Genomic DNA, 19278 nt, shown 5'->3' with positions numbered 1-19278 from the left:
CCGGCCCCGCCGGGCAGAAGCCACCAGAGGACAGGAGGGCCGTCTGGAAGCGTTGCTCAATCCGGAACACCATTTGCATGTTTTCGTAGATGTGTTCCGGGTGCTCACTGAAAGTGTTCCGGGTGTCAAAGCCCCAGATATATGGGCGTTCGGCGATTCTGGAACACATGGAACACGCGGAACACATGGATTTTGCATAGTAAATAATTGCGTGCTCAAGCCGTTTGCCCGAATTGACCTTGTACGACATTCCCTTTCTGCAAGCTATCAAGGTGATCGGCATACCACTGCATCATCTTTATGCGCTGTTCAAGGTACTGGGCTTTGTTGTAAATCCCCCTGACACCTTGTGCCTTGTGACTGAGTTGGGCCTCGATATGGTCAGCGGGGTAACCATGCTCGTTGAGGATGGTGCTGGCGATGTGGCGGAAGCCATGACCGGTCTGGCGGCCTTCGTAACCAAGGCGCCTTAGTGCCATGAGAAATACGGTGTCGCTTCGGGGTTTGGTGCGGTCGCTTCTACCTGGAAACAGGAGAGGGTATGCCCCGGTAAGTTGCCGAAGCTCCAATAGGGCATCTACGGCTTGAGTGCATAGCGGCACCAGATGTTCGCGGCCTTTTTTACGCCCCTTGCGTTCGACAGGAACTGTCCACAATTTCTTGTCGAAGTCGAACTCTGCCCAATGAGCTTCGCGAAGTTCGCTGGGACGGACCGCCATCAGGGTCAACAGCCGCAGGCCAAGCTGAACATCTTTGGCATGCGGATAGGAGCTTATAGCTCGGAGTAACCCAGGGAGCTCGTCAGGAGAAACATGAGCGTAGTTCTCTGCCTTTCCTGATGACAGAAACTTATGCACGCCCTCCAAGGGATTGTTGACGGCTCTGCCAGTCACGCGAGCCAGGTCATAGATATCTTTGCAGTAAGCCCTCACGCGACTCATCTGTTCCAATATCCCCTGGCGCTCAAGTCCTCTCAATAGCTCCATCCACTCCATAGACATGATCGAGGTATAGGTACGTTTACCGAGCGAAGGGAACACGTGGCGTTCGAGTGCGCCGAGTATCCTTTTGGCAGTCCCGGCATCCCAGCCGCTGAGGCGAGACGTATGCCATTCCCTGGCTAGTGATTCGAAGGTGTCATTGGCTGCGTCAATGTCAGCCGCCTGACGAGCCTTCTTAGAGATAATTGGGTTCTTGCCTTCTGAGGCGTCTGCTCGCAGCTCTGCCGCTTTCTGTCGAGCGAAGGCGCCGCTTACTTCTGGATAGCCGCCGAGGCCTAGCCAAGACCATTTGCCGTCCGGTTTTTTGTAACGCAATTCCCAAGATTTTTGGCCATTTGGTTTGACTCTGAAATACAGCCCAGGACTATCTAGTTCGCGGTATGCCCCGGCCTCAGGCTCCAGGCTGGAAAGTGTTGTATCAGCGAGAGGACGTCGCTTGATATCGGCGCGCTTCATCCGTGTATGCCTCCAGTTCAATTAGTTCTGAAGCATACACGTGGGCATACACGATGGGGAAGGATAGGGGGAGATAGAGGTGGACAGCCAAAAACAAGAAAGCCCGCACTAGGCGGGCTTCTTGAGGTTGTTTAGAGACTCATGGAGACATCTGTAAACAGGTACTTGGTGGCTACACAGGGACTTGAACCCCGGACCCCAGCATTATGAATGCTATGCTCTAACCAACTGAGCTATGTAGCCAAGTGGCGCGCATTATTCGCCGCTAACGAAGAAGTGTCAAGCGTAAATCTGAAATATTTCTCTGCGCTTTCAACTGCTTATCCATCCTCGCTGCAAATGCCCGTCAACCGAGTTGAAATCTCCCTGTGTTGGCACTCAAGGCCTGGCTTCCCTGGCTCAGGGTGTCTGCTGCCAGGTTCACCGCGCGGGCGCCTTCCAGGAGGCGCATCGCAGCCTGGTCGACTTGCTGGATATTACCGCTGACCTCGTCGGCAGTGCTGGCCTGTTCATCCACGGCGGTGGCGATTTGCGCCAGGGTATCGGTGACGCTCTGCACGGCGCTGGCAATTTCCCCCAGGCGTTCGCCCAGGCCGGTGACGGCTTGCGCATCGGTCTGGGCCTGGCCACAGGCCGCTTCCATCAGGCTGACCGCTTCGTCGACCGTGGCGCGCAGGCTGTCGACGGTGGCGGCAATCTGTTGCGTGGACGACTGGGTCCGTTGCGACAGGCTGCGGACCTCGTCGGCCACCACGGCGAAACCACGGCCCTGTTCCCCGGCGCGAGCGGCCTCGATGGCGGCGTTGAGGGCCAGCAGGTTGGTTTGTTCGGCCACGCCGCGGATGGTGTCGACCACCAGTTGGATCTGTTGCCCCTGCTCGCTGACCCGGCCCAGCGCGGCGGCGGTGTCGTTCAGGCGCTGGTTGAGTTGCTGGATGCTCGTGGTGGTGCGCTGGCTGTCGCGGCTGCTGTCGGTGGCGATGCGTCGGGTTTGCTGGGCGCTGTCGGAGGCCTGCTCACAACTTTTCGCGACGCCCTGGGACGTCGCCGCCAGTTGTGTGGCCGCGGCGGCAATCTGGCTGATCTGCATCTGCTGGGCTTCGACTTCGCCCAAGGCACCGCTGGAGTGGGTGTTGAGGGTGCGCACGGCATTGCTCAACTGCAGCGTCTCGTGGTCCACCCCCAGCAGGCTGTTGCGCAACTGCACCACGGCGACGTTGAGCGCGGTGCTGATGGCCGCCAGTTCGTCGCGTCCTTGCACCGGCACTTGCAGGCTGAGATTGCCGTCACGCAGGGCTTCAGCCAGCAGGGTGATGCCACTGGCGCTGCGCCGGATCGACGCTTGCAGGCAAACGAACAGGTAGAGCGCCGCCAACAGCAGGCAGCCCAGCACCGTTGCGACCAGGGCGAACTGGCGGACGGCCGAGCCGTGGTAGTGGTCCAGCCGCGTATCCAGGGCCACCAGCGATTGCTGGCGCAGGGTCGCCAGGTCGGCCAGCAGCGTGTCCATGTGTTTCTCGAAGGCGTCCGGCTTGAGCGTGATGGAACCACCGAATACCCCGTCATCCAGCACTTTCAAGCCGGCGTCCAGGTTCTTGAGGCTGCCCTGGTACTGGCCGGCCCAGGTCTGCAAATCACTGGGCAGGCGCGTTTCCAGCAGCGCGCCGGTCTTGACCAGTTGGTCCCGGGCGTCGCCGATGCGGCTGCGCAGGTCTCGCAGTTGCAGGCGGCTCTGCAAGGAGAACTGACCCGATACCACCGAAGCCTGGCCGACGCTGGTCAGGCGACCGACCCGTTCGATCAGATCCGGGGTCTGCTGGGTGGAGATCTGGGTCAACAGATAGGTTTCCAGCCAGGAGGCGAGGTTCAGGCGGTTGTCCATCACCATCTGCTCACGCAACGCTTGCAGGGAACTGAGGGCGGCGGTGAAACGATCATAGCCGTCCGGCCACCAGCCCACGGCACCGAGGCTTTTCGAATCCAGGCCGTTGAGGCTGTTGTGCAGGGCCTGGAAGCGGGCGAGGGTGTCGGCCTCGGCACCTTCGGCTTGCAAGGTGGCGCCCAGGTCATTGGCGGCCTGGACGAGGGCCGGTTGCACGGCATCGAACGCCGCCATGGCCGCCAGCGTCGCCGGGGTCGGTTGACGATTGGTTTCCGTGGCGCGCCAACGCGCCGCACGGTTGCGCTGGGCGGTGAGCAGATTGTCCAGGTTGTCCAGGGCCAGCAATTGGCGTACCCCGGCGCGCTCCCCGGAAATCAGGCTGAGCTTGTCCCGATAATCCTGGCCGATGAGCCACAGACTGCCCATGAGCGGCAGGATGAAAAGCAGGAAAAGCAGTTGGAATTTACGGGCGAAGCCGAAACGCCCCAACAATCTGATGCCCGGTGATAGAAAAGCCTGCATGCCCATACTCCCCTGAACACCTGTGCACTGTTTTTGTGCGTTTTTACACGCGTGCTGAAACAGGTGCCCTTTTAAAAGGCCTCGAAAGTTTGTCCAAATCGGCTCTGTAGGCCAGCTCTGTAGCGAAACTTCCCATTCTCGGTCCCCTTTGTAAGGGGCCGCGTTGTAGAGCATTTACAAGGCAAGATTCAGACCATGGCGTTGGGCTATCACCCTGTTTGCAGGGCATTTCTTTCCAGAGCTGTTGCACCACGATGGGCCACCTCATCGCACTGAAAAATGGCACCTTGGGTGAGCGAGCCCGCTTGCCACGACATGACCCGCTGAACCAGCGTCGCCAACCGGTACCGTCGCCTTATCGAGCAGGTCCACTTCCCTGTGCAATTGCGACCAAAGTACTGATTTGTATAAGTCCTAAGTTGATGTTGTAGAAATAAGGCCCGTGTTAATTTGCCGCCGTGGTTATGGGTATGAATGGATTCTGCGGCCTTATTCAAAGGTGACTTGTGCTTACAGCAAAAGCAGGCGTTCACATTCTTGCCCCTGATCGCCCTTGCTCCTCGAGATAAGGCCCTCGGTTTGATTCGAATAGCGCGTCCAGCGTGCAAGCGCAAAGCTGGATTCGTGCCCCGACCTGCCACGTTGAAATGTTCCTGGATAGCTGTATTGCCGCGCTCTGCAAGGCATTCGCCTGGGCGTCGCACAAGCAGCAGCGATCGATTGTTATTTGCTACGTCGTGCACAAGTTGGAATGCCGCCGTCGTTGACGCTGGCCCTTTATAGAATCAGCAGGGGTTGATATGAAGTTCAAGTCATTGCAGGCACGTATTTGTGTCACGGCGGGCGTCTGCCTGTTCATCTCGTCGATCAGTCTGGTTGTCTACGGGCTCTTTTCCGCTCGTTCCAATGAGCAGTATGTTTCTGACGAAGTGACGACGTTGATTGAAAAATCAACGATCCGGGAAATTCAGAACCTGGCCGGATCCCGGGCCAACGCCATCCAGGCCAAGTTGCAAAATGCCTTGGATGCGGCCCGCACCATGGCCAACACCTTTGCTGCCAGCAAGGCATCTCAGAGCCCGCTGGTGCTGGGGCGCGATCAGGTCAACAGCATCTTGCTCAGTGTTCTCAAGGACAACCCCGAGTTCAATGGCACCTATTCCTGCTGGGAGCCGGATGCGCTGGATGGACAGGATCTCGCGTTTCGTAATGAACGTGATGGCAACAACCCACTGACGGGACGTTTCACGCCTTACTGGACACGCAGCGCCGACGGCCATGTCGCGGTGCAACCCCTGGTGGAATACGACTCGGCAGACCGCCATCCCAACGGCGTACCGAAGGGAGGGTGGTACACCGGCCCGCGCGACACCCTGAAGGAAAGCGTGTTGGACCCTATCCCTTACGTGGTCCAGGGCAAGAACGTCTGGCTGACCACCTTATCGGTGCCGATCGTGTCCGACGGCAAGTTCCGTGGCGTAGTGGGGGCGGACTTCGACATCGCTTTCATCCAGAAACTCAGCGAGCAGATGTCTGCCGATCTCTACGGCGGCAAGGGCTCCGTATCGATCATGAGCAACCAGGGGCTAGTGGTCGCCGACAGCCAGCGTACCGAACTGATCGGACAGCCCATCAAAACGCTGTTGCCCGACTCTTGGGAAAAAGTGTTACGCGATATCCAGAGTGGTCGTGGTGACGGCCAGCTCAATACGCAAACGCAGAACATCGAAGTGTTGATGCCCATTGAGCTGGGGCGCACAGGCAAGCCGTGGGCGGTGCTCATCCGGCTGCCCAAGGCGGTGGTCATGAGCCAGGCCATCGCCCTGGAGCAGGAGTTGCAGTCGCGCAGTATCAGCAACAGCATCTGGCAAGTGTCGGTGGGGTTGGGTATTTCCCTGTTGGCCCTGGCGGCCCTGTGGCTGGCCGCGGCCAAGATCGTCGGGCCGATTCGCGAGGCCGCGGCCCTGGCCGCCAACATCAGCCTGGGGGATTTCTCCCGGCGCCTGGTGCAGAAATCCGAAGACGAAGTCGGGCAACTGTCGATTGCCCTCAATGACATGTCCGAGAGCCTGCAGCGGCAGGTCAGGGTGGCCGAGCGCATCTCCGAAGGCGACCTGGATCTGGAGGTCCGGCTGTCCTCGCCCCACGATACCCTTGGCAAATCGCTGGAGAAGATGGTCGGCAACCTCAACCAGTTGATCTGCGAAGTCCAGGCCAGCGCCACGCAAATCAGCGGCAGCTCGGCGCAGGTCACCGACCTGAGTCAATCCTTGTCCGAGGGGGCTTCCAATTCCGCTTCGTCGATCACCGAGATCAGCGCCGTGATGACGCAAATGGCTGCCCAGACCCGGGACAACGCCGCCAACGCCAAGAAAGCCGACGAGCAGTCCCAGGCGTCGCGCGCCGATGCCGGAGAAAGCGACAAGCTGATGAGCGAGTTGATTGCCGCGATGGCCGACATCGACAGTTCGGGCAAGGACATCACGGCGATCATCACCACCATCGACAACATTGCCGCGCAAACCAACCTGCTGGCGTTGAACGCTGCCATTGAGGCCGCCCGGGCTGGAGAGCTCGGGCGTGGTTTTGCCGTCGTGGCGGACGAGGTGCGCAGCCTGGCTGCCCGCAGTGCCGAAGCTGCACAGCAGACGGCGGCGCTGATTGCCGACTCCTCCGGCAAGACCCAACGCGGCATGGTCATTGCCGGCCGGACCGCCGAATCCCTCAAGAACATCGTTCATGGCACCAGTTCGGTCTCCAACCTCGTCTCGCTGATCTACCAGGCGTCCAGCGAGCAGGCCTCGGGCTTGCAGCAGGCCAGCGTCGGGTTGGAACAGATCGATGAAGTGACGCAGAAAAACCAGTCCAACTCACAGGAATGCGCAACGGCGGCCAAGGACCTGTCCGAGCGGGCCGGCGTGATGCAGCGGGTATTGAGTCGCTTCAAGGTCAAGCGCGCCTGAGGGCGCCAACGGCCTTCTGGCCCAGGCCCAGGGCCTTCGTCCAGGCATGACAAAGCCCCGCATCGGTGCGCGATGCAGGGCTTTGTCAGATCCTGTAATGATTCCTCTCGTATGACGTGTCCTGAAGTTATGTAGGATTTTTATCCCCAATTACTTTCAGGTCGATATGAACGCCCACGTGGAACCTCCCGGCAGCTTGCTCCATTTCAACCCCCGCCTTTTTGCGACGTCTTTTCGAGGGAGTGAATAATCCCCATGGAATGGATCGTCGACCCCACGGCCTGGCTTGGCCTGTTGACCCTGATCGTGCTGGAGCTGGTGCTCGGCATCGATAACCTCGTATTTATTGCCATCCTCGCGGACAAGTTGCCGCCCGAGCAGCGTGATCGTGCCCGGGTGATCGGCCTGTCGCTGGCGTTGTTGATGCGCCTGGGTCTGTTGGCCAGCATTTCCTGGATGGTGACCCTGACCGAACCGTTGTTCGAGGTGTTCGGCAAGACGTTCTCGGGCCGGGACCTGATCATGCTGTTCGGTGGCGTGTTCCTGTTGTTCAAGGCCACCATGGAGTTGCATGAGCGCCTTGAAGGCCATGTGGCGCAACGCTCCGGCAACGCGGCCTATGCGCTGTTCTGGCCGATCGTGGCGCAGATCGTGGTGCTCGATGCGGTCTTCTCGCTGGACGCGGTCATCACCGCCGTGGGTATGGTGGAGCACTTGTCGGTCATGATGATCGCGGTGATTTTCTCCATCGGCCTGATGATCGTTGCCAGCAAGCCGCTGACCCGTTTCGTCAACTCGCACCCCACGGTCATCATGCTCTGCCTGGGCTTCCTGATGATGATCGGTTTCAGCCTCACCGCAGAGGGCCTGGGCTTTCATATCCCGAAAGGCTACCTCTACGCCGCGATTGGCTTCTCGATCCTGATCGAGTTGTTCAACCAGCTGGCGCGGGCGCGTCGCAAGAAGAGCCTGCAAGGTCGCCGGCCGATGCGGGAGCGTACCGCCCATGCGGTGATGCGACTGCTCGGTGGGCAGAAGTTGAGTGCCGAAGAAGTGGGCGAGGAAATCGCCGACATGCTCGCCGGTGACGAGGTCGAGCAGGTGTTCGATCGGCGCGAGCGCTTCATGATCAGTGGGGTGCTGCAGTTGGCGGAGCGCCCAATCCGCACGGTGATGACAGCGCGTGCGGAGGTTGACCACATTGACCTGGACGACACGCCGCAAGCGATCCGAACGAAGCTGATGCATTCGTCGTATTCCCGACTGCCGTTGATTCGGGAAGGTCGCGTGGATGAGCCCTTGGGCTTCATCCACAAGAAGGAATTGCTCAAGGAAATGCTCGCCGGCAATGCGCCCAACCTGGAAACCATGGCGCGCCAGGCCATCAACCTGCTGGACAGCTTCACGATCCTCAACGCGTTGGAGCAGATGCGCAAGGCGTCCACCCACATTGCGTTCGTGGTGAACGAATTCGGCGACTTCATCGGCCTGCTCACCATGACCGACATCCTCGAATCCATCGCCGGCGAGCTGCCGGACGCCAGTGAAATCGAAGGGCCGAACATCGTCGCGCAGGAAGATGGCTACCTGGTCAGCGGCGCCCTGAACCTTAGCCAGATCCGCGAGCACGTCGGTTTCCAGGCGCAGGCGACCGATGATTACCAGACACTCGCCGGGTGGGTCATGAGCCTGCTGGATCGCTTGCCGGTCATCGGCGACCAATTGCATTGGGAGGGGTGGAACGTGACCGTTGTGGAGGTTCAGGAGCGTCGCGTTACGCGGGTCCTGATGCGCAGGGACGCGTAGGCGCAAGGGTTGACGGTCAGCCAGGTGCTTGGCGAAATGCTTGCCGAGGGTGCGACAGCGTGACACTTCTTGTTATCCTGACGGCCCTCTTTCAAGGACGATTGCGAGACAATCATGGCTAACGACTCTTCGTCACCCCTCGGGAAGATATTACTGGGCCTGCTGTTTGCCCTGATCGGTATCGGCCTGTTGGTCATCACGGTCAATCTCACCCTTGAGCGCCGCGAGTTTCTCGCGCGCGCACAGATCGCCGACGGTGTCGTCAGCCGCCTGAATGCCGGCGGCTCGCACCCTGAGATCGCTTTCACCAGCGCCAGCGGTGAAAAAATATCCTATCCCCAGGGCGGCTTTATCTTTGGCTACCAGCAGGATCAGGCTGTGCGCGTGCATTACCTGCCCGAGCAGCCGGCCGGCAGCGCCATCGTCGATGACCTGGGGGCGCTGTGGGGTACTTCGGCGGTCCTGGGCGCGATCGGCCTGGTGTTCTCCCTCGTCGGCCTGGCCAGCGTCTTGCGTCAGCGCGGCCGCGGTGCGGTTCATTCACATAAAGGATTTTGAACGTATGAGCTACAACATCCCAATCCCGGTCAATGAAAGTCGCTGGCAATACCAGACCGCCAGCGGTGGCGGCGTCACCGTGGCGATCGTGGCGGGCAGTGGCGGTTCGATCATCCTGCGTTCGCCAGAGGGCAAGGACGTCAGCTACTGCTACGGCGGTGTTGGCCTGGGCGTCGGGTTTGGTGCGCGGCTGCCACGCTTCGGCAAGGTCAATTTGCAGATCAAGGGCAAGAGCGTGGGCGCGGCCGGCGCGGCAGAGGCCTTTCCCAGCACTGGCAAGGTGTTTGTCAGCGATGCCTTGGCCAGCCGTGACCTGACCGACGACGACATCACCGGACCTTGCCTGTACACCGAGGTGGGCGCAGGCCTGGTGGTCGGTGGTTCGGCCACCGCCCTGTTGTTCGGGCTCGATCCCAAGCTGCTGGCCTTGTCAGTGGCGATGAGCTCCACTCCGGCCACCTCGCTGATCGCCCATAGCACAGTCAACCGCCAGCTGTTGCAGTCGGCCAAGGGCGCGTTGGTCATGGCGGGTATGAACGCCGGCGTACAGGCCGGTGGCGGCGCGGCCGTCTACATGGGCTATTTGTTCTAGCCCCGCGATTCAACGGGCATTACCCAGGGCCGGTTGATACCCGCCCACAAAAAAGCCGCGAATCAACGCGGCTTTTTTGTGGGCGACTACAGGGTACCGCATGCCAGGCCCGGCTCCTGAGCTCACCAGCGAAGCCAACCGGCCAGCACACGCCGCTCGTCGAGTGGGGCGCGTCGGCGCGTCGGGGCAGCGTGCAAATCCTGAACCCTTTACTAAAGTCACGGGTTCAGCTCCCCCTTAAAGGATTAAGCCATGGCAACCGCCGACAGTACGACGGAAAGTACCCATACCGTGAGAACGGGTCCTGGCACTGTCCAGGTCGATCTCAACGGCCTGTTCGACGATAACCAGAGCATCATTATTCAACCGGACGGCAAGATACTGATTGGCGGCTATACCGAATACCTAGCCTGGGGATACCCCGGGGCGCCCGGCGAGGAAAGCTACGGTTACGAACAGAACCACTGCGTTGTTCGCCTGAACGCCGATGGCAGCCTGGACACCGGCTTCCATGACGCAGGCATCGACATTGTCCCTGCCGCGATAGCCCCGGCGTCACGCTACGAGCTGACGGCGGTGCAGTCCGATGGCAAGGTGCTTGTCGCCGTGGCGCTGAATACCGGTATACAGGTGGAGCGCTACAACAGCGATGGGACGCGCGATGCAACCTTTGGCCAGGGCGGTGTCATGACGGTCGGCATCAGCCATGACTTCAAGGATATCGACCTGACGGCCAATACCGATGGCACCTTCCAGGTCAGTGCCCGCGGGTTTGACCAGGCCACCGTGACGAGGGTCGGCGACGATGGCACGTTCGTCGATGGCTTTGGCGACAAAGGCGTGCTGACAGTGAACATCCCCGCCGACCCGTACTACAACGGAGGGATTTCGACGGCGGTGCAGGCCGACGGCGGTGTCGTGGTCGCAGCGGCCTACAATGCGGCCGGCATGGGAGAACCGACGTACGCCCTGCAGCGCTTCACCCCTGATGGTCAGCGGGACAGCCATTTCGGTGACAACGGCGTCCTTTACCTGAGCCCCGCCATGGGCTTCGGCGAAGACTCGGTGGTTACCCTGCAGGCGGACGGCAAGATCATTGTCATGGGCCATGTCGCAGGCGACCCCTGGGCTACCGTGGCGCGGCTTAACGCTGACGGTTCCTTTGATACCGGCTTTGGTGCCCATGGCAAGGTGACCTTCGAGGCGGACACGCCGGTGGCCTTGGCGGTACAAGCCGATGGCAAGATCGTGGCTGCCGGCACGAGCAGCGGGGACTTCAGCGTCATTCGCTTGAACGCGGATGGCAGCGTAGATACCGGCTTCGGCAGCCAGGATGGCAATCTTCATGTGGAGGGGGGCGCCGGCGAGGAAATCCTGCAAGGCTCCGATGCCGCCGAGATCATCCACGGCCTGGCGGGCGACGATGTGCTCCAGGGCAATGGCGGGCGCGATCTTCTGCAAGGGGGCGCTGGCGCTGACATCTTCCGTTTTACCGAACTGAGCGACAGCTTCCGTACCGATACGCAAAACAGCAGCGACCGGATCCTGGACTTCGATGCCTCCCAGGATCGCATCGACCTTATAGGCCTGGGCTTCATCGGCATCGGCAATGGTCACGACGCAACCTTGGCCGTGGTGGCCAGCGCCGACGGCACGCGCACCTACCTCAAGAGCTTCGATGCCGACGCCGCTGGGCAGCGGTTTGAGTTGGCCCTGGACGGCAATTGGGTGGGGCAGTTGAACGGCACCCACCTGGTGTTCACCGCGCCCACTGTAGAAGGTTCGGCTACCCAAGACACGATCATCGGTTCTGCCTTGTCGGAAATCATCTATGGCCTGGACGGTAATGATCGCATCAACGGCGGTGCGGGCGCAGATGTCATCATCGGCGGCAGGGGCGCTGACCGCCTCAACGGCGGCGACAGAGCCGACCTCTCTCTCTGGACCGATCATCAGCAGAATGCCGACATTTTCCGCTATACCTCCACCGAGGACAGCTATCGCACGGACAGCCAGAGCTTCACCGACCTTATCGAAGGCTTCACGGTCGACGACAGGATCGATGTATCGGCGCTGGGCTATACCGGCTTCGGAGAGGGGACGGGCACGACGCTGAAGGTGGTTTACAACCAAGCATCGGATCGCACCTACCTGAAGGATGTAGAGGCGGATGCACAGGGCCACTGGTTCCAGATTGGCCTTGCTGGAGACTGGCGGGAAAGCCTTGACGAGGACCACATGATCTTCGCGCCTGATGCCGGGGTAGGGATGGTTGGCGTCGCGCCAGAGGTCGATCCAGGGCATCTGTTGACCTGATGCCTGCTCGAGACGGTCGCGTGGCGGTGGGTTGGCTGCCACGCGATGGCTTCATCCCTGTCGCCAGACAGCGAAAAGCCCCAATGAAGGGGCTTTTCAAACAGCAGCAGAGCTTTTTTCCTACTTCCGATTACGCAAGCAGGCAGGCATTAGACGTTGAAGCGGAAGTGCATCACGTCGCCGTCCTTGACCACGTATTCCTTGCCTTCCAGGCGCCATTTGCCGGCTTCCTTGGCACCGGCTTCACCCTTGAACTGGATGAAGTCGTTGTAGGCGATGACTTCGGCGCGGATAAAGCCTTTTTCGAAGTCGGTGTGGATCACGCCAGCGGCTTGCGGAGCGGTGGCACCGACGCGGACGGTCCAGGCGCGGACTTCTTCGACACCAGCGGTGAAGTAGGTCTGCAGGTGAAGCATCTCGTAACCGGCACGGATTACGCGGTTCAGGCCCGGCTCTTCCAGGCCGAGGGCTTCAAGGAACATGTCCTTCTCTTCGCCGTCGTCCAGCTCGGCGATTTCCGCTTCGATCTTGTTGCAGACCGGAACGACCACGGCGCCTTCTTCTTCGGCGATGGCCTTGACCACGTCCAGGTGCGGGTTGTTTTCGAAGCCGTCTTCAGCGACGTTGGCGATGTACATCACCGGCTTGGTGGTCAGCAGGTGGAAGCCCTTGATCACCTGCTTCTCGTCGGCGCCCATGTTTTTCATCAGGCTGCGCGCAGGCTTGCCTTCGGTGAAGTGGGCGATCAGTTGCTCCAGCAGGCCTTTCTGGACCACGGCGTCCTTGTCGCCACCCTTGGCGTTGCGGGCGACTTTCTGCAGTTGCTTCTCGCAGCTGTCGAGGTCGGCGAAGATCAGTTCCAGGTCGATGATCTCAATGTCGCGTTTCGGGTCGACGCTGTTGGAGACGTGAATCACGTTCTCGTCTTCGAAGCAGCGCACCACGTGGGCGATGGCATCGGTTTCACGGATGTTGGCCAGGAACTTGTTGCCCAGGCCTTCGCCTTTCGAAGCACCGGCCACCAGGCCCGCGATGTCGACGAATTCCATGGTGGTCGGCAGGATGCGCTTGGGATTGACGATTGCCGCCAGGGCGTCCAGGCGCGCATCGGGCATCGGCACGATGCCGCTGTTCGGCTCGATGGTGCAGAAGGGGAAGTTCTCGGCCGCGATACCGGATTTGGTCAGGGCGTTGAACAGGGTGGACTTACCGACGTTAGGCAGGCCGACGATGCCGCAATTGAATCCCATGGTGTTTCCCCGAGGAGTGAGTGTCAGGCCTTCTGGCTGTGCAGGTTTTTCATCGCGCGGTTCCATTCACCGGCGAGGATATCCGGCAGCACGCCGAGGGCAAAGTCGATGCTGGCATCGAGTTTTTCCTGTTCGGCGCGAGGCGCACGACCCAGGACAAAGTTTGAAACCATGCTGGCAACGCCCGGGTGGCCAATGCCGAGCCGCAGGCGGTAAAAGGTATTCTGATTGCCCAGTTGCGCGATGATGTCGCGCAACCCGTTGTGACCGCCGTGGCCGCCGCCCTGCTTGAGCTTGGCAACGCCCGGAGGCAGGTCGAGTTCGTCGTGGGCCACCAGGATTTCTTCCGGCTTGATGCGAAAGAAACCAGCCAATGCCGCCACGGCCTGGCCGCTACGGTTCATGTAGGTGGTGGGAATCAACAGGCGAACATCCTGACCCTGGTGCGAGAAGCGCCCGGTCAGGCCGAAATATTTGCGATCGGCTGCCAGGCTGACGCCTTGTGCGTGCGCGATGCGCTCAACAAAAAGGGCCCCTGCGTTATGCCGGGTCTGTTCGTATTCAGCGCCTGGATTTCCCAAGCCAACGATCAGTTTTATGGCAGTCACGATAGGGGCCCTTCCTGGAGTGTGGATAACGTCGCGGTCAGTTCGAAGCGACAGTGGATGAACAGTGCGGATCTACCGTTAAGTAAACTTCGCGTTCTCGCCCGCTGTCTCGCTACGTTCCAGTCCGCGATGGTTCCGGTCACTCCGGCGACAGAGTGAAATTACTCTGCAGCGCCTTCTTCGGTAGCTTCTGGAGCAACACGTGGAGCGTGGACGTTGGCAACAGCCTTGTCATCGCCGTGTGCCAGGGCAACAAACTCAACGCCTTTAGGGGCCTTGAGGTCGGACAGGTGAATGATCGTGCCGATTTCGGCGTCAGCCAGGTCGACTTCGATGAATTCAGGCAGGTCTTTCGGCAGGCAGGACACTTCGATTTCCGAAGTTACGTGCGAGATTTCGCCGCCTTTCTTGACCGGAGCAGCTTCGTTGATGAAGTGCACTGGAACAACAGCAGTCAGCTTCTGACCGGCAACAACGCGGACGAAGTCGGCGTGCAGCACGTGGCCTTTGGCTGGGTGGCGTTGCAGGGCCTTGATCACGACGTTCTGCTTGGAACCACCTACGTTCAGCTCGATGATGTGGCTGTAGGCCGCTTCGTTTTCGAGCAGTTTGGCAACGTCTTTGGCCAGCATGCTGATGGACTCAGGGGCTTTGTCGCCACCGTAGACTACAGCTGGAACCAGGCTTGCGAGACGACGCAGGCGGCGGCTCGCACCTTTCCCCAGGTCGGAACGCACTTCAGCATTCAGAGTAAAATCGTTCATGTTGTATCTCCAGGATAACCATACTCGCCCCAGCGTTTGCGACCAGCGCTAAAGGCGATATGGGCAAAAAAGCCCCGCCCCGACAGTGAATGCCGGGGCGGGGCGCTTTTCGTCAACGAGATGTCATCGCGAGGGCAGGGCCCTTAGCGGAACATCGCGCTGATCGATTCTTCATTGCTGATGCGGCGAACCGCTTCGGCAACAACCGGTGCGATATCCAGTTGACGGATACGCGCACAGGCTTGTGCTGCTGCGGACAACGGGATGGTGTTGGTCACCACCAGTTCGTCCAGCACGGAATTTTCAATGTTCTCGATCGCCCGACCCGACAGCACAGGGTGTGTGCAGTAGGCAAAGACCTTGGCTGCGCCGTGCTCTTTCAGGGCCTTGGCCGCGTGGCACAAGGTGCCGGCGGTATCGACCATGTCGTCGACCAGGATACAGGTACGCCCTTCGACGTCGCCGATGATGTGCATCACTTCGGAGTGATTGGCCTTCTCACGACGTTTGTCGATGATACCCAGGTCCACGCCCAGGGATTTGGCAACGGCACGTGCACGCACGACACCGCCAATGTCCGGGGAGACGATCATCAGGTTTTCGAAGCGCTGGTCTTCAATGTCATCCACCAGAACGGGGGAGCCGTAGATGTTGTCCACGGGAATATCGAAGAAGCCCTGGATCTGGTCAGCGTGCAGGTCAACCGTGAGAACACGGTCGATGCCAACGACGGTGAGCATATCAGCCACGACTTTCGCGCTGATGGCCACACGTGCGGAACGCGGACGACGATCCTGGCGGGCATAACCAAAGTAAGGAATAACAGCAGTGATACGAGTAGCCGAGGAACGGCGGAAGGCATCAGCCATCACGACGAGTTCCATCAGGTTATCGTTGGTCGGAGCGCAGGTCGGCTGAATAATGAAGACGTCTTTACCGCGAACGTTTTCATTGATCTCGGCAGTGATTTCGCCGTCGGAGAACTTACCGACAGAAATGTCACCGAGAGGGATATGCAGCTGACGTACGACACGCCGAGCCAGATCGGGGTTAGCGTTCCCCGTAAAGACCATCATCTTGGACACGCGCAGTACCTGAAGGCTGAGGGTATACCTGGATGAGTATAGGAAAATGGCAGGGGCGGCTGGATTCGAACCAACGCATGGCAGGATCAAAACCTGCTGCCTTACCGCTTGGCGACGCCCCTGTATCTGTTGCTGCGAGTGCCCAGCACTCGATTCCTTTTAGAGCAGACTTTGCAGCTTGCGGTGCAACATCGAAACGTTGCTTCCTTTTGCTACAAACCCTGTAAGGGTCTCTGTAAGAAGGGCCGAGACTTTATCAGCTTCAGCTTTGCTTGGGAAGCCCCCAAACACACAACTTCCAGTTCCGGTGAGTTTTGCTTCGGTAAATTTACCTAACAAATTCAAAGCGTTACGAACATCTGGATAACGCCTCGCTACCACCGGTAAGCAGTCATTTCGACTGTTTCCCTTGGGAACGGGGCGCACTTTAATGGGAGGAGAGTTACGTGTCAACAGTGGATCTGAAAAAATTTCTGCTGTACTTACAGAGACTTGCGGCACCAGTACCAGGTACCAGGGTTCTTCGGGCTCCACTGGCGTGAGTTTTTCCCCGACGCCCTCGGCAAAAGCGGCGTGCCCACGCACGAAAACCGGGACGTCGGCCCCCAGTTCCAGGCCCAGCGCCGCCAGCCGATCGGCGTCCCAACCCAGTTGCCAGAGGTGGTTTAGCCCAAGCAAAGTCGTCGCCGCATTTGAACTGCCGCCGCCGATTCCGCCGCCCATGGGCAGGATTTTTTCGATCCAGATGTCGATGCCCAGCGCGCAGCCGGTTTGTTCCTGGAGTTTTTTCGCGGCCCTGACGATCAGGTTGCTGTCATGGGGCACGCCCTCGAACTCGGTGTGCAGGCGAATCACGCCGTCGTCGCGCACGGCAAAAGTGATCTCGTCACCGTAGTCGAGAAACTGGAAGATCGTTTGCAGTTCGTGATAACCGTCCGGGCGACGCCCGAGGATGTGCAGCATCAGGTTGAGTTTGGCCGGGGAGGGCAGGGTCAGGCGTGAAGCGGTCATGTCATTGCCCCAGCTTGCGCGGCTGCCATTGCTTGATCACCAGCGTCACGTCGAGGTTGCTGCCGTGCAGTTTGATGCGCTCGGGCAGCCAGTAGCCGTTCTGCTGGGCGTAGCTGAGGTATTCGATCTGCCAATCGTCCTGTTCCAGGTTGGACAGGCGGCTGTCGGCGTCAAGGGTCAGGCGACTCTTGCTGTCCGGCGCCGGCAAGCCGCGTACCCACCAGGTCAGGTGGGAAACCGGCAATTTCCAGCCCAGTTGCTCTTCCAGCAAGGCTTCGGGCGTCGGCGCCTCGTAGCGCCCCTGGTTGGCCACTTCCAGCGCCACCTGGCCCGGCCGGCCGGTCAGGCGGGCCGCGCCGCGACCCAGCGGGCCCGACAGGCGAATGTCGTAGTAGTCCTGGCGCTGCAGCCAGAACAGCGTGCCGCTACCCGAATCCTTCGGTGCGCGGATGCCGATCTTGCCGTCGATCTGCCAGCCGTCGAGGCCGCTCAGTTGGGTCTTGTGCTCGCGCCACTGGGCCGGGTTGCCATGGCCCTGGACTGATTCACGGGCACCGAAGCCCGCGCAACCGGCGAGCAGGGCGATGAAGCTGAAAACGATGAAGTGGCGCAAAAACATGGTCTTAGAGGGTCTCTGATCCGGTCAGGCGTTTGATGGTACCGCGCAAGATCGGGCTGTCGGGCTGCTCCTTTAGGAAGCGGCTCCAGATCTGCCGGGCTTCGCGTTGTTTGCCGTTGGCCCACAGGACTTCGCCCAGGTGCGCGGCGACTTCCTGGTCGGGAAAACGCTCCAGGGCCTGGCGCAACAGGCGTTCGGCTTCGTCGAGATTGCCCAGGCGGAAGTTCACCCAACCCAGGCTGTCGAGCACGGCCGGGTCTTCCGGGTTGATCTGGTGGGCCTGTTCGATCAGCAACTTGGCTTCGTCGTAGCGGGTGGTGCGATCCGACAGGGTGTAGCCGAGGGCGTTCAGGGCCATGGCGTTGTCCGGGTCGCGCTGGATGATCAGGCGCAGGTCTTTCTCCATCTGGCCCAGGTCATTGCGTTTTTCCGCCTGCATGGCACGGGTGTACAGCAGGTTCAGGTCATCCGGGTACTGCTTCAAGGCTTGTTGCAGCACATTCCAGGCCTTGTCGCCCTGATTGTTGGCCGACAGGGTCTCGGCTTCGATCAGGTACAGCTGGATGCCGTAGTCCGGTTGGGCGTCGCGCTGCACGGCCAGGCGGCTCTGGGCCTCGCTGGTCTTGCCGTTGCCCATCAGGATATCGGCCTGGCGCAGCTGGGCCGGCAGGTAGTCGTTGCCCGGGCCGACCTGGGCGTATTCGATCAATGCGCTTTCGGGGTCGTTGCGTTCCTCGGCGATGCGTCCCAGGTTCAGGTGGGCCGAATCGACGTGGCTTTCCCTGGCGATCAGGTCTTCCAGATAGCCCCTGGCCTCGTCCCAGGCCTTGGCTTCCAGGCACACCAGCGCCAGGGAATAACGCAAGTCGTCGTCTTCCGGGTACTGCTGGACCAGGCTGGAGAACTCCACCTTGGCGTCGTCCATGCGGTTGTTCTCCACCAGCATGCGGGCGTAGGTGAGGCGCAGGCGTTTGTCGTCCGGGTACTTCTTGATGCTTTTTTCCAGCAGCGGCAGGGCTTCGTCACCGCGATTCAAGCCTTGCAGCAGGCGGGCGCGCAGCAGGATAGGCGCCACTTCGCCGGCTTCCGGCGGGTTGTCTTCCAGCAGGCTGAGGGCACCCTGGGTGTCGCCATCCTGTTGCATCAGCAGGGCCTTGCCAAAAATCAGCTGGCCGTTGTTCGGATGACGCTGCAACAGCCGATCGAAGCTTTTCATCAGGCCGTTGCGGGTTTCCTGGTCGGTGTCGGCTGCCGACAGCGCCAGGAAGTCGAAATGGGTGTCGCCCTTGCCCAGCAGGACTTTCTCCATGTACATCATGGAGTCGTCGTAGCGCCCGGCCCGCGCCAGTTGCACGGCGGCGGCGCGCTGCGCTTCCAGGTCGTCCGGGGCATTCTTGGCCCAGATCAGTGCGGTATCCAGCGCGGGCTGGTCGGCGCCCAGGTACTCGGCGATGCGAAACGCCCGCTCGGAGATGCCCGGGTCCTGGGTATTGATGGCCTGGGTCACATAGTTGTCCAGCGCAATGTCGAAGCGATTGCGCTGGCCTGCCAGTTCGGCGCTCAACAGGCTGAAGATGGTTTCTTCGCTGAACGAGCCGTAGACCTTGGGCTTTTCAGGGGCTTGCGTGCTGTCTTCGACCGGTGGGGAACCGTCTGTCGACACGGGGGCCATGGACTGGCAGCCGCTGAGCAAGGCAAGAGCGAGGAACAACGCGGAAGATCTATTCATATAGGAAGAGGACGACTAACCTGCGGTCGGATCATCATGACACAAGCCTTCGGTCAAACATAACCGCCCCGTCGATTTACGCGCGGGTGTCGGGCGATAGAGATCGAGTGGTTGTT

The 19278-nt window shown here is 60.3% G+C and carries 14 protein-coding genes and 2 tRNA genes; 5 read left to right on the top strand and 11 right to left on the bottom strand.

The genetic code is table 11. From position 1 onward, the window contains the following. Positions 1-215 precede the first annotated feature (215 nt). The 3 genes from V3H56_RS22730 to V3H56_RS22720 all read right to left on the bottom strand — a co-directional run bounded on the left by V3H56_RS22730 (position 216) and on the right by V3H56_RS22720 (position 3861). Complete coding sequence (locus V3H56_RS22730; RefSeq protein WP_338473888.1) at positions 216-1457, bottom strand: tyrosine-type recombinase/integrase; 1242 nt, start codon at positions 1455-1457, stop codon at positions 216-218. A 166-nt stretch (positions 1458-1623) separates the two neighbouring features. After that, positions 1624-1700 (bottom strand) — tRNA-Met (locus V3H56_RS22725). A 103-nt stretch (positions 1701-1803) separates the two neighbouring features. Further along, positions 1804-3861, bottom strand: coding sequence for a methyl-accepting chemotaxis protein (locus V3H56_RS22720; protein ID WP_042729263.1), 2058 nt, complete (start codon positions 3859-3861; stop codon positions 1804-1806). 800 nt (positions 3862-4661) lie between these two features. Between V3H56_RS22720 and V3H56_RS22715 the strand changes: the two genes are divergently transcribed. The 5 genes from V3H56_RS22715 (at position 4662) to V3H56_RS22695 (ending at position 12096) form a co-directional block, all read left to right on the top strand. Next, the gene (locus tag V3H56_RS22715; protein ID WP_338473887.1) at positions 4662-6824 is read left to right on the top strand and encodes a methyl-accepting chemotaxis protein; all 2163 of its coding nucleotides are present in this window, start codon (positions 4662-4664) and stop codon (positions 6822-6824) included. A gap of 255 nt (positions 6825-7079) precedes the next feature. Then, a complete protein-coding gene (locus V3H56_RS22710) occupies positions 7080-8630 on the top strand; it encodes a TerC family protein (RefSeq protein ID WP_338473886.1) in 1551 nt (516 codons plus the stop codon). A gap of 114 nt (positions 8631-8744) precedes the next feature. Then, the gene (locus tag V3H56_RS22705; RefSeq protein WP_042729262.1) at positions 8745-9188 is read left to right on the top strand and encodes a DUF3592 domain-containing protein; all 444 of its coding nucleotides are present in this window, start codon (positions 8745-8747) and stop codon (positions 9186-9188) included. Between the two features lie 4 nt (positions 9189-9192). Beyond that, a complete protein-coding gene (locus V3H56_RS22700) occupies positions 9193-9780 on the top strand; it encodes a hypothetical protein (protein ID WP_047735976.1) in 588 nt (195 codons plus the stop codon). Between the two features lie 252 nt (positions 9781-10032). Further along, positions 10033-12096, top strand: coding sequence for a calcium-binding protein (locus V3H56_RS22695; protein ID WP_338473885.1), 2064 nt, complete (start codon positions 10033-10035; stop codon positions 12094-12096). Positions 12097-12245: 149 nt separating this feature from the next. Here V3H56_RS22695 and ychF read toward each other — a convergent pair whose 3' ends face one another. From ychF to V3H56_RS22655, 8 genes are all read right to left on the bottom strand, one after another. Further along, positions 12246-13346 (bottom strand): redox-regulated ATPase YchF, encoded by a 1101-nt coding sequence (ychF, locus tag V3H56_RS22690; protein WP_047735974.1) that lies wholly within the window; start codon positions 13344-13346, stop codon positions 12246-12248. A 23-nt stretch (positions 13347-13369) separates the two neighbouring features. After that, complete coding sequence (gene pth / locus V3H56_RS22685) at positions 13370-13954, bottom strand: aminoacyl-tRNA hydrolase (RefSeq protein ID WP_047735973.1); 585 nt, start codon at positions 13952-13954, stop codon at positions 13370-13372. Between the two features lie 161 nt (positions 13955-14115). After that, entirely contained in the window at positions 14116-14718 is a 603-nt protein-coding gene (locus V3H56_RS22680; RefSeq protein ID WP_042730406.1) for a 50S ribosomal protein L25/general stress protein Ctc, read from the bottom strand. A 143-nt stretch (positions 14719-14861) separates the two neighbouring features. Further along, the gene (locus V3H56_RS22675) at positions 14862-15803 is read right to left on the bottom strand and encodes a ribose-phosphate pyrophosphokinase (RefSeq protein ID WP_003171603.1); all 942 of its coding nucleotides are present in this window, start codon (positions 15801-15803) and stop codon (positions 14862-14864) included. A gap of 47 nt (positions 15804-15850) precedes the next feature. Then, positions 15851-15925: transfer RNA gene (locus tag V3H56_RS22670), tRNA-Gln, on the bottom strand. A gap of 37 nt (positions 15926-15962) precedes the next feature. Next, positions 15963-16814, bottom strand: a complete 852-nt coding sequence (ispE, locus tag V3H56_RS22665; protein ID WP_047735972.1) for a 4-(cytidine 5'-diphospho)-2-C-methyl-D-erythritol kinase — start codon at positions 16812-16814, stop codon at positions 15963-15965. A 1-nt stretch (position 16815) separates the two neighbouring features. Beyond that, positions 16816-17433, bottom strand: a complete 618-nt coding sequence (gene lolB, locus V3H56_RS22660) for a lipoprotein insertase outer membrane protein LolB (RefSeq protein WP_042730408.1) — start codon at positions 17431-17433, stop codon at positions 16816-16818. 4 nt (positions 17434-17437) lie between these two features. Next, positions 17438-19162: a tetratricopeptide repeat protein gene (locus V3H56_RS22655; RefSeq protein ID WP_047735971.1), complete on the bottom strand. Its 1725-nt coding sequence runs from the start codon at positions 19160-19162 to the stop codon at positions 17438-17440. Positions 19163-19278 lie beyond the last annotated feature (116 nt).

Origin of the sequence: Pseudomonas sp. MS646 (assembly GCF_036693845.1) — a bacterium.
GTDB classification, from domain to species: domain Bacteria; phylum Pseudomonadota; class Gammaproteobacteria; order Pseudomonadales; family Pseudomonadaceae; genus Aquipseudomonas; species Aquipseudomonas chlororaphis_E.
The sequence above is the reverse complement of the archived record's forward strand: the minus strand, read 5'-3'. Positions and strand labels throughout refer to the sequence as shown.

What these genes read in the sequence shown, in the direction of transcription:
- V3H56_RS22705 (WP_042729262.1), top strand. Translation starts at nt 8,745, where the DNA reads ATGGCTAACGACTCTTCGTCACCCCTCGGGAAGATATTACTGGGCCTG.
- V3H56_RS22655 (WP_047735971.1), bottom strand. Translation starts at nt 19,162, where the DNA reads ATGAATAGATCTTCCGCGTTGTTCCTCGCTCTTGCCTTGCTCAGCGGC.
- ispE (WP_047735972.1), bottom strand. Translation starts at nt 16,814, where the DNA reads ATGACCGCTTCACGCCTGACCCTGCCCTCCCCGGCCAAACTCAACCTG.
- V3H56_RS22720 (WP_042729263.1), bottom strand. Translation starts at nt 3,861, where the DNA reads ATGCAGGCTTTTCTATCACCGGGCATCAGATTGTTGGGGCGTTTCGGC.
- V3H56_RS22700 (WP_047735976.1), top strand. Translation starts at nt 9,193, where the DNA reads ATGAGCTACAACATCCCAATCCCGGTCAATGAAAGTCGCTGGCAATAC.
- V3H56_RS22710 (WP_338473886.1), top strand. Translation starts at nt 7,080, where the DNA reads ATGGAATGGATCGTCGACCCCACGGCCTGGCTTGGCCTGTTGACCCTG.
- V3H56_RS22695 (WP_338473885.1), top strand. Translation starts at nt 10,033, where the DNA reads ATGGCAACCGCCGACAGTACGACGGAAAGTACCCATACCGTGAGAACG.
- ychF (WP_047735974.1), bottom strand. Translation starts at nt 13,346, where the DNA reads ATGGGATTCAATTGCGGCATCGTCGGCCTGCCTAACGTCGGTAAGTCC.
- V3H56_RS22730 (WP_338473888.1), bottom strand. Translation starts at nt 1,457, where the DNA reads ATGAAGCGCGCCGATATCAAGCGACGTCCTCTCGCTGATACAACACTT.
- V3H56_RS22680 (WP_042730406.1), bottom strand. Translation starts at nt 14,718, where the DNA reads ATGAACGATTTTACTCTGAATGCTGAAGTGCGTTCCGACCTGGGGAAA.
- lolB (WP_042730408.1), bottom strand. Translation starts at nt 17,433, where the DNA reads ATGTTTTTGCGCCACTTCATCGTTTTCAGCTTCATCGCCCTGCTCGCC.
- V3H56_RS22715 (WP_338473887.1), top strand. Translation starts at nt 4,662, where the DNA reads ATGAAGTTCAAGTCATTGCAGGCACGTATTTGTGTCACGGCGGGCGTC.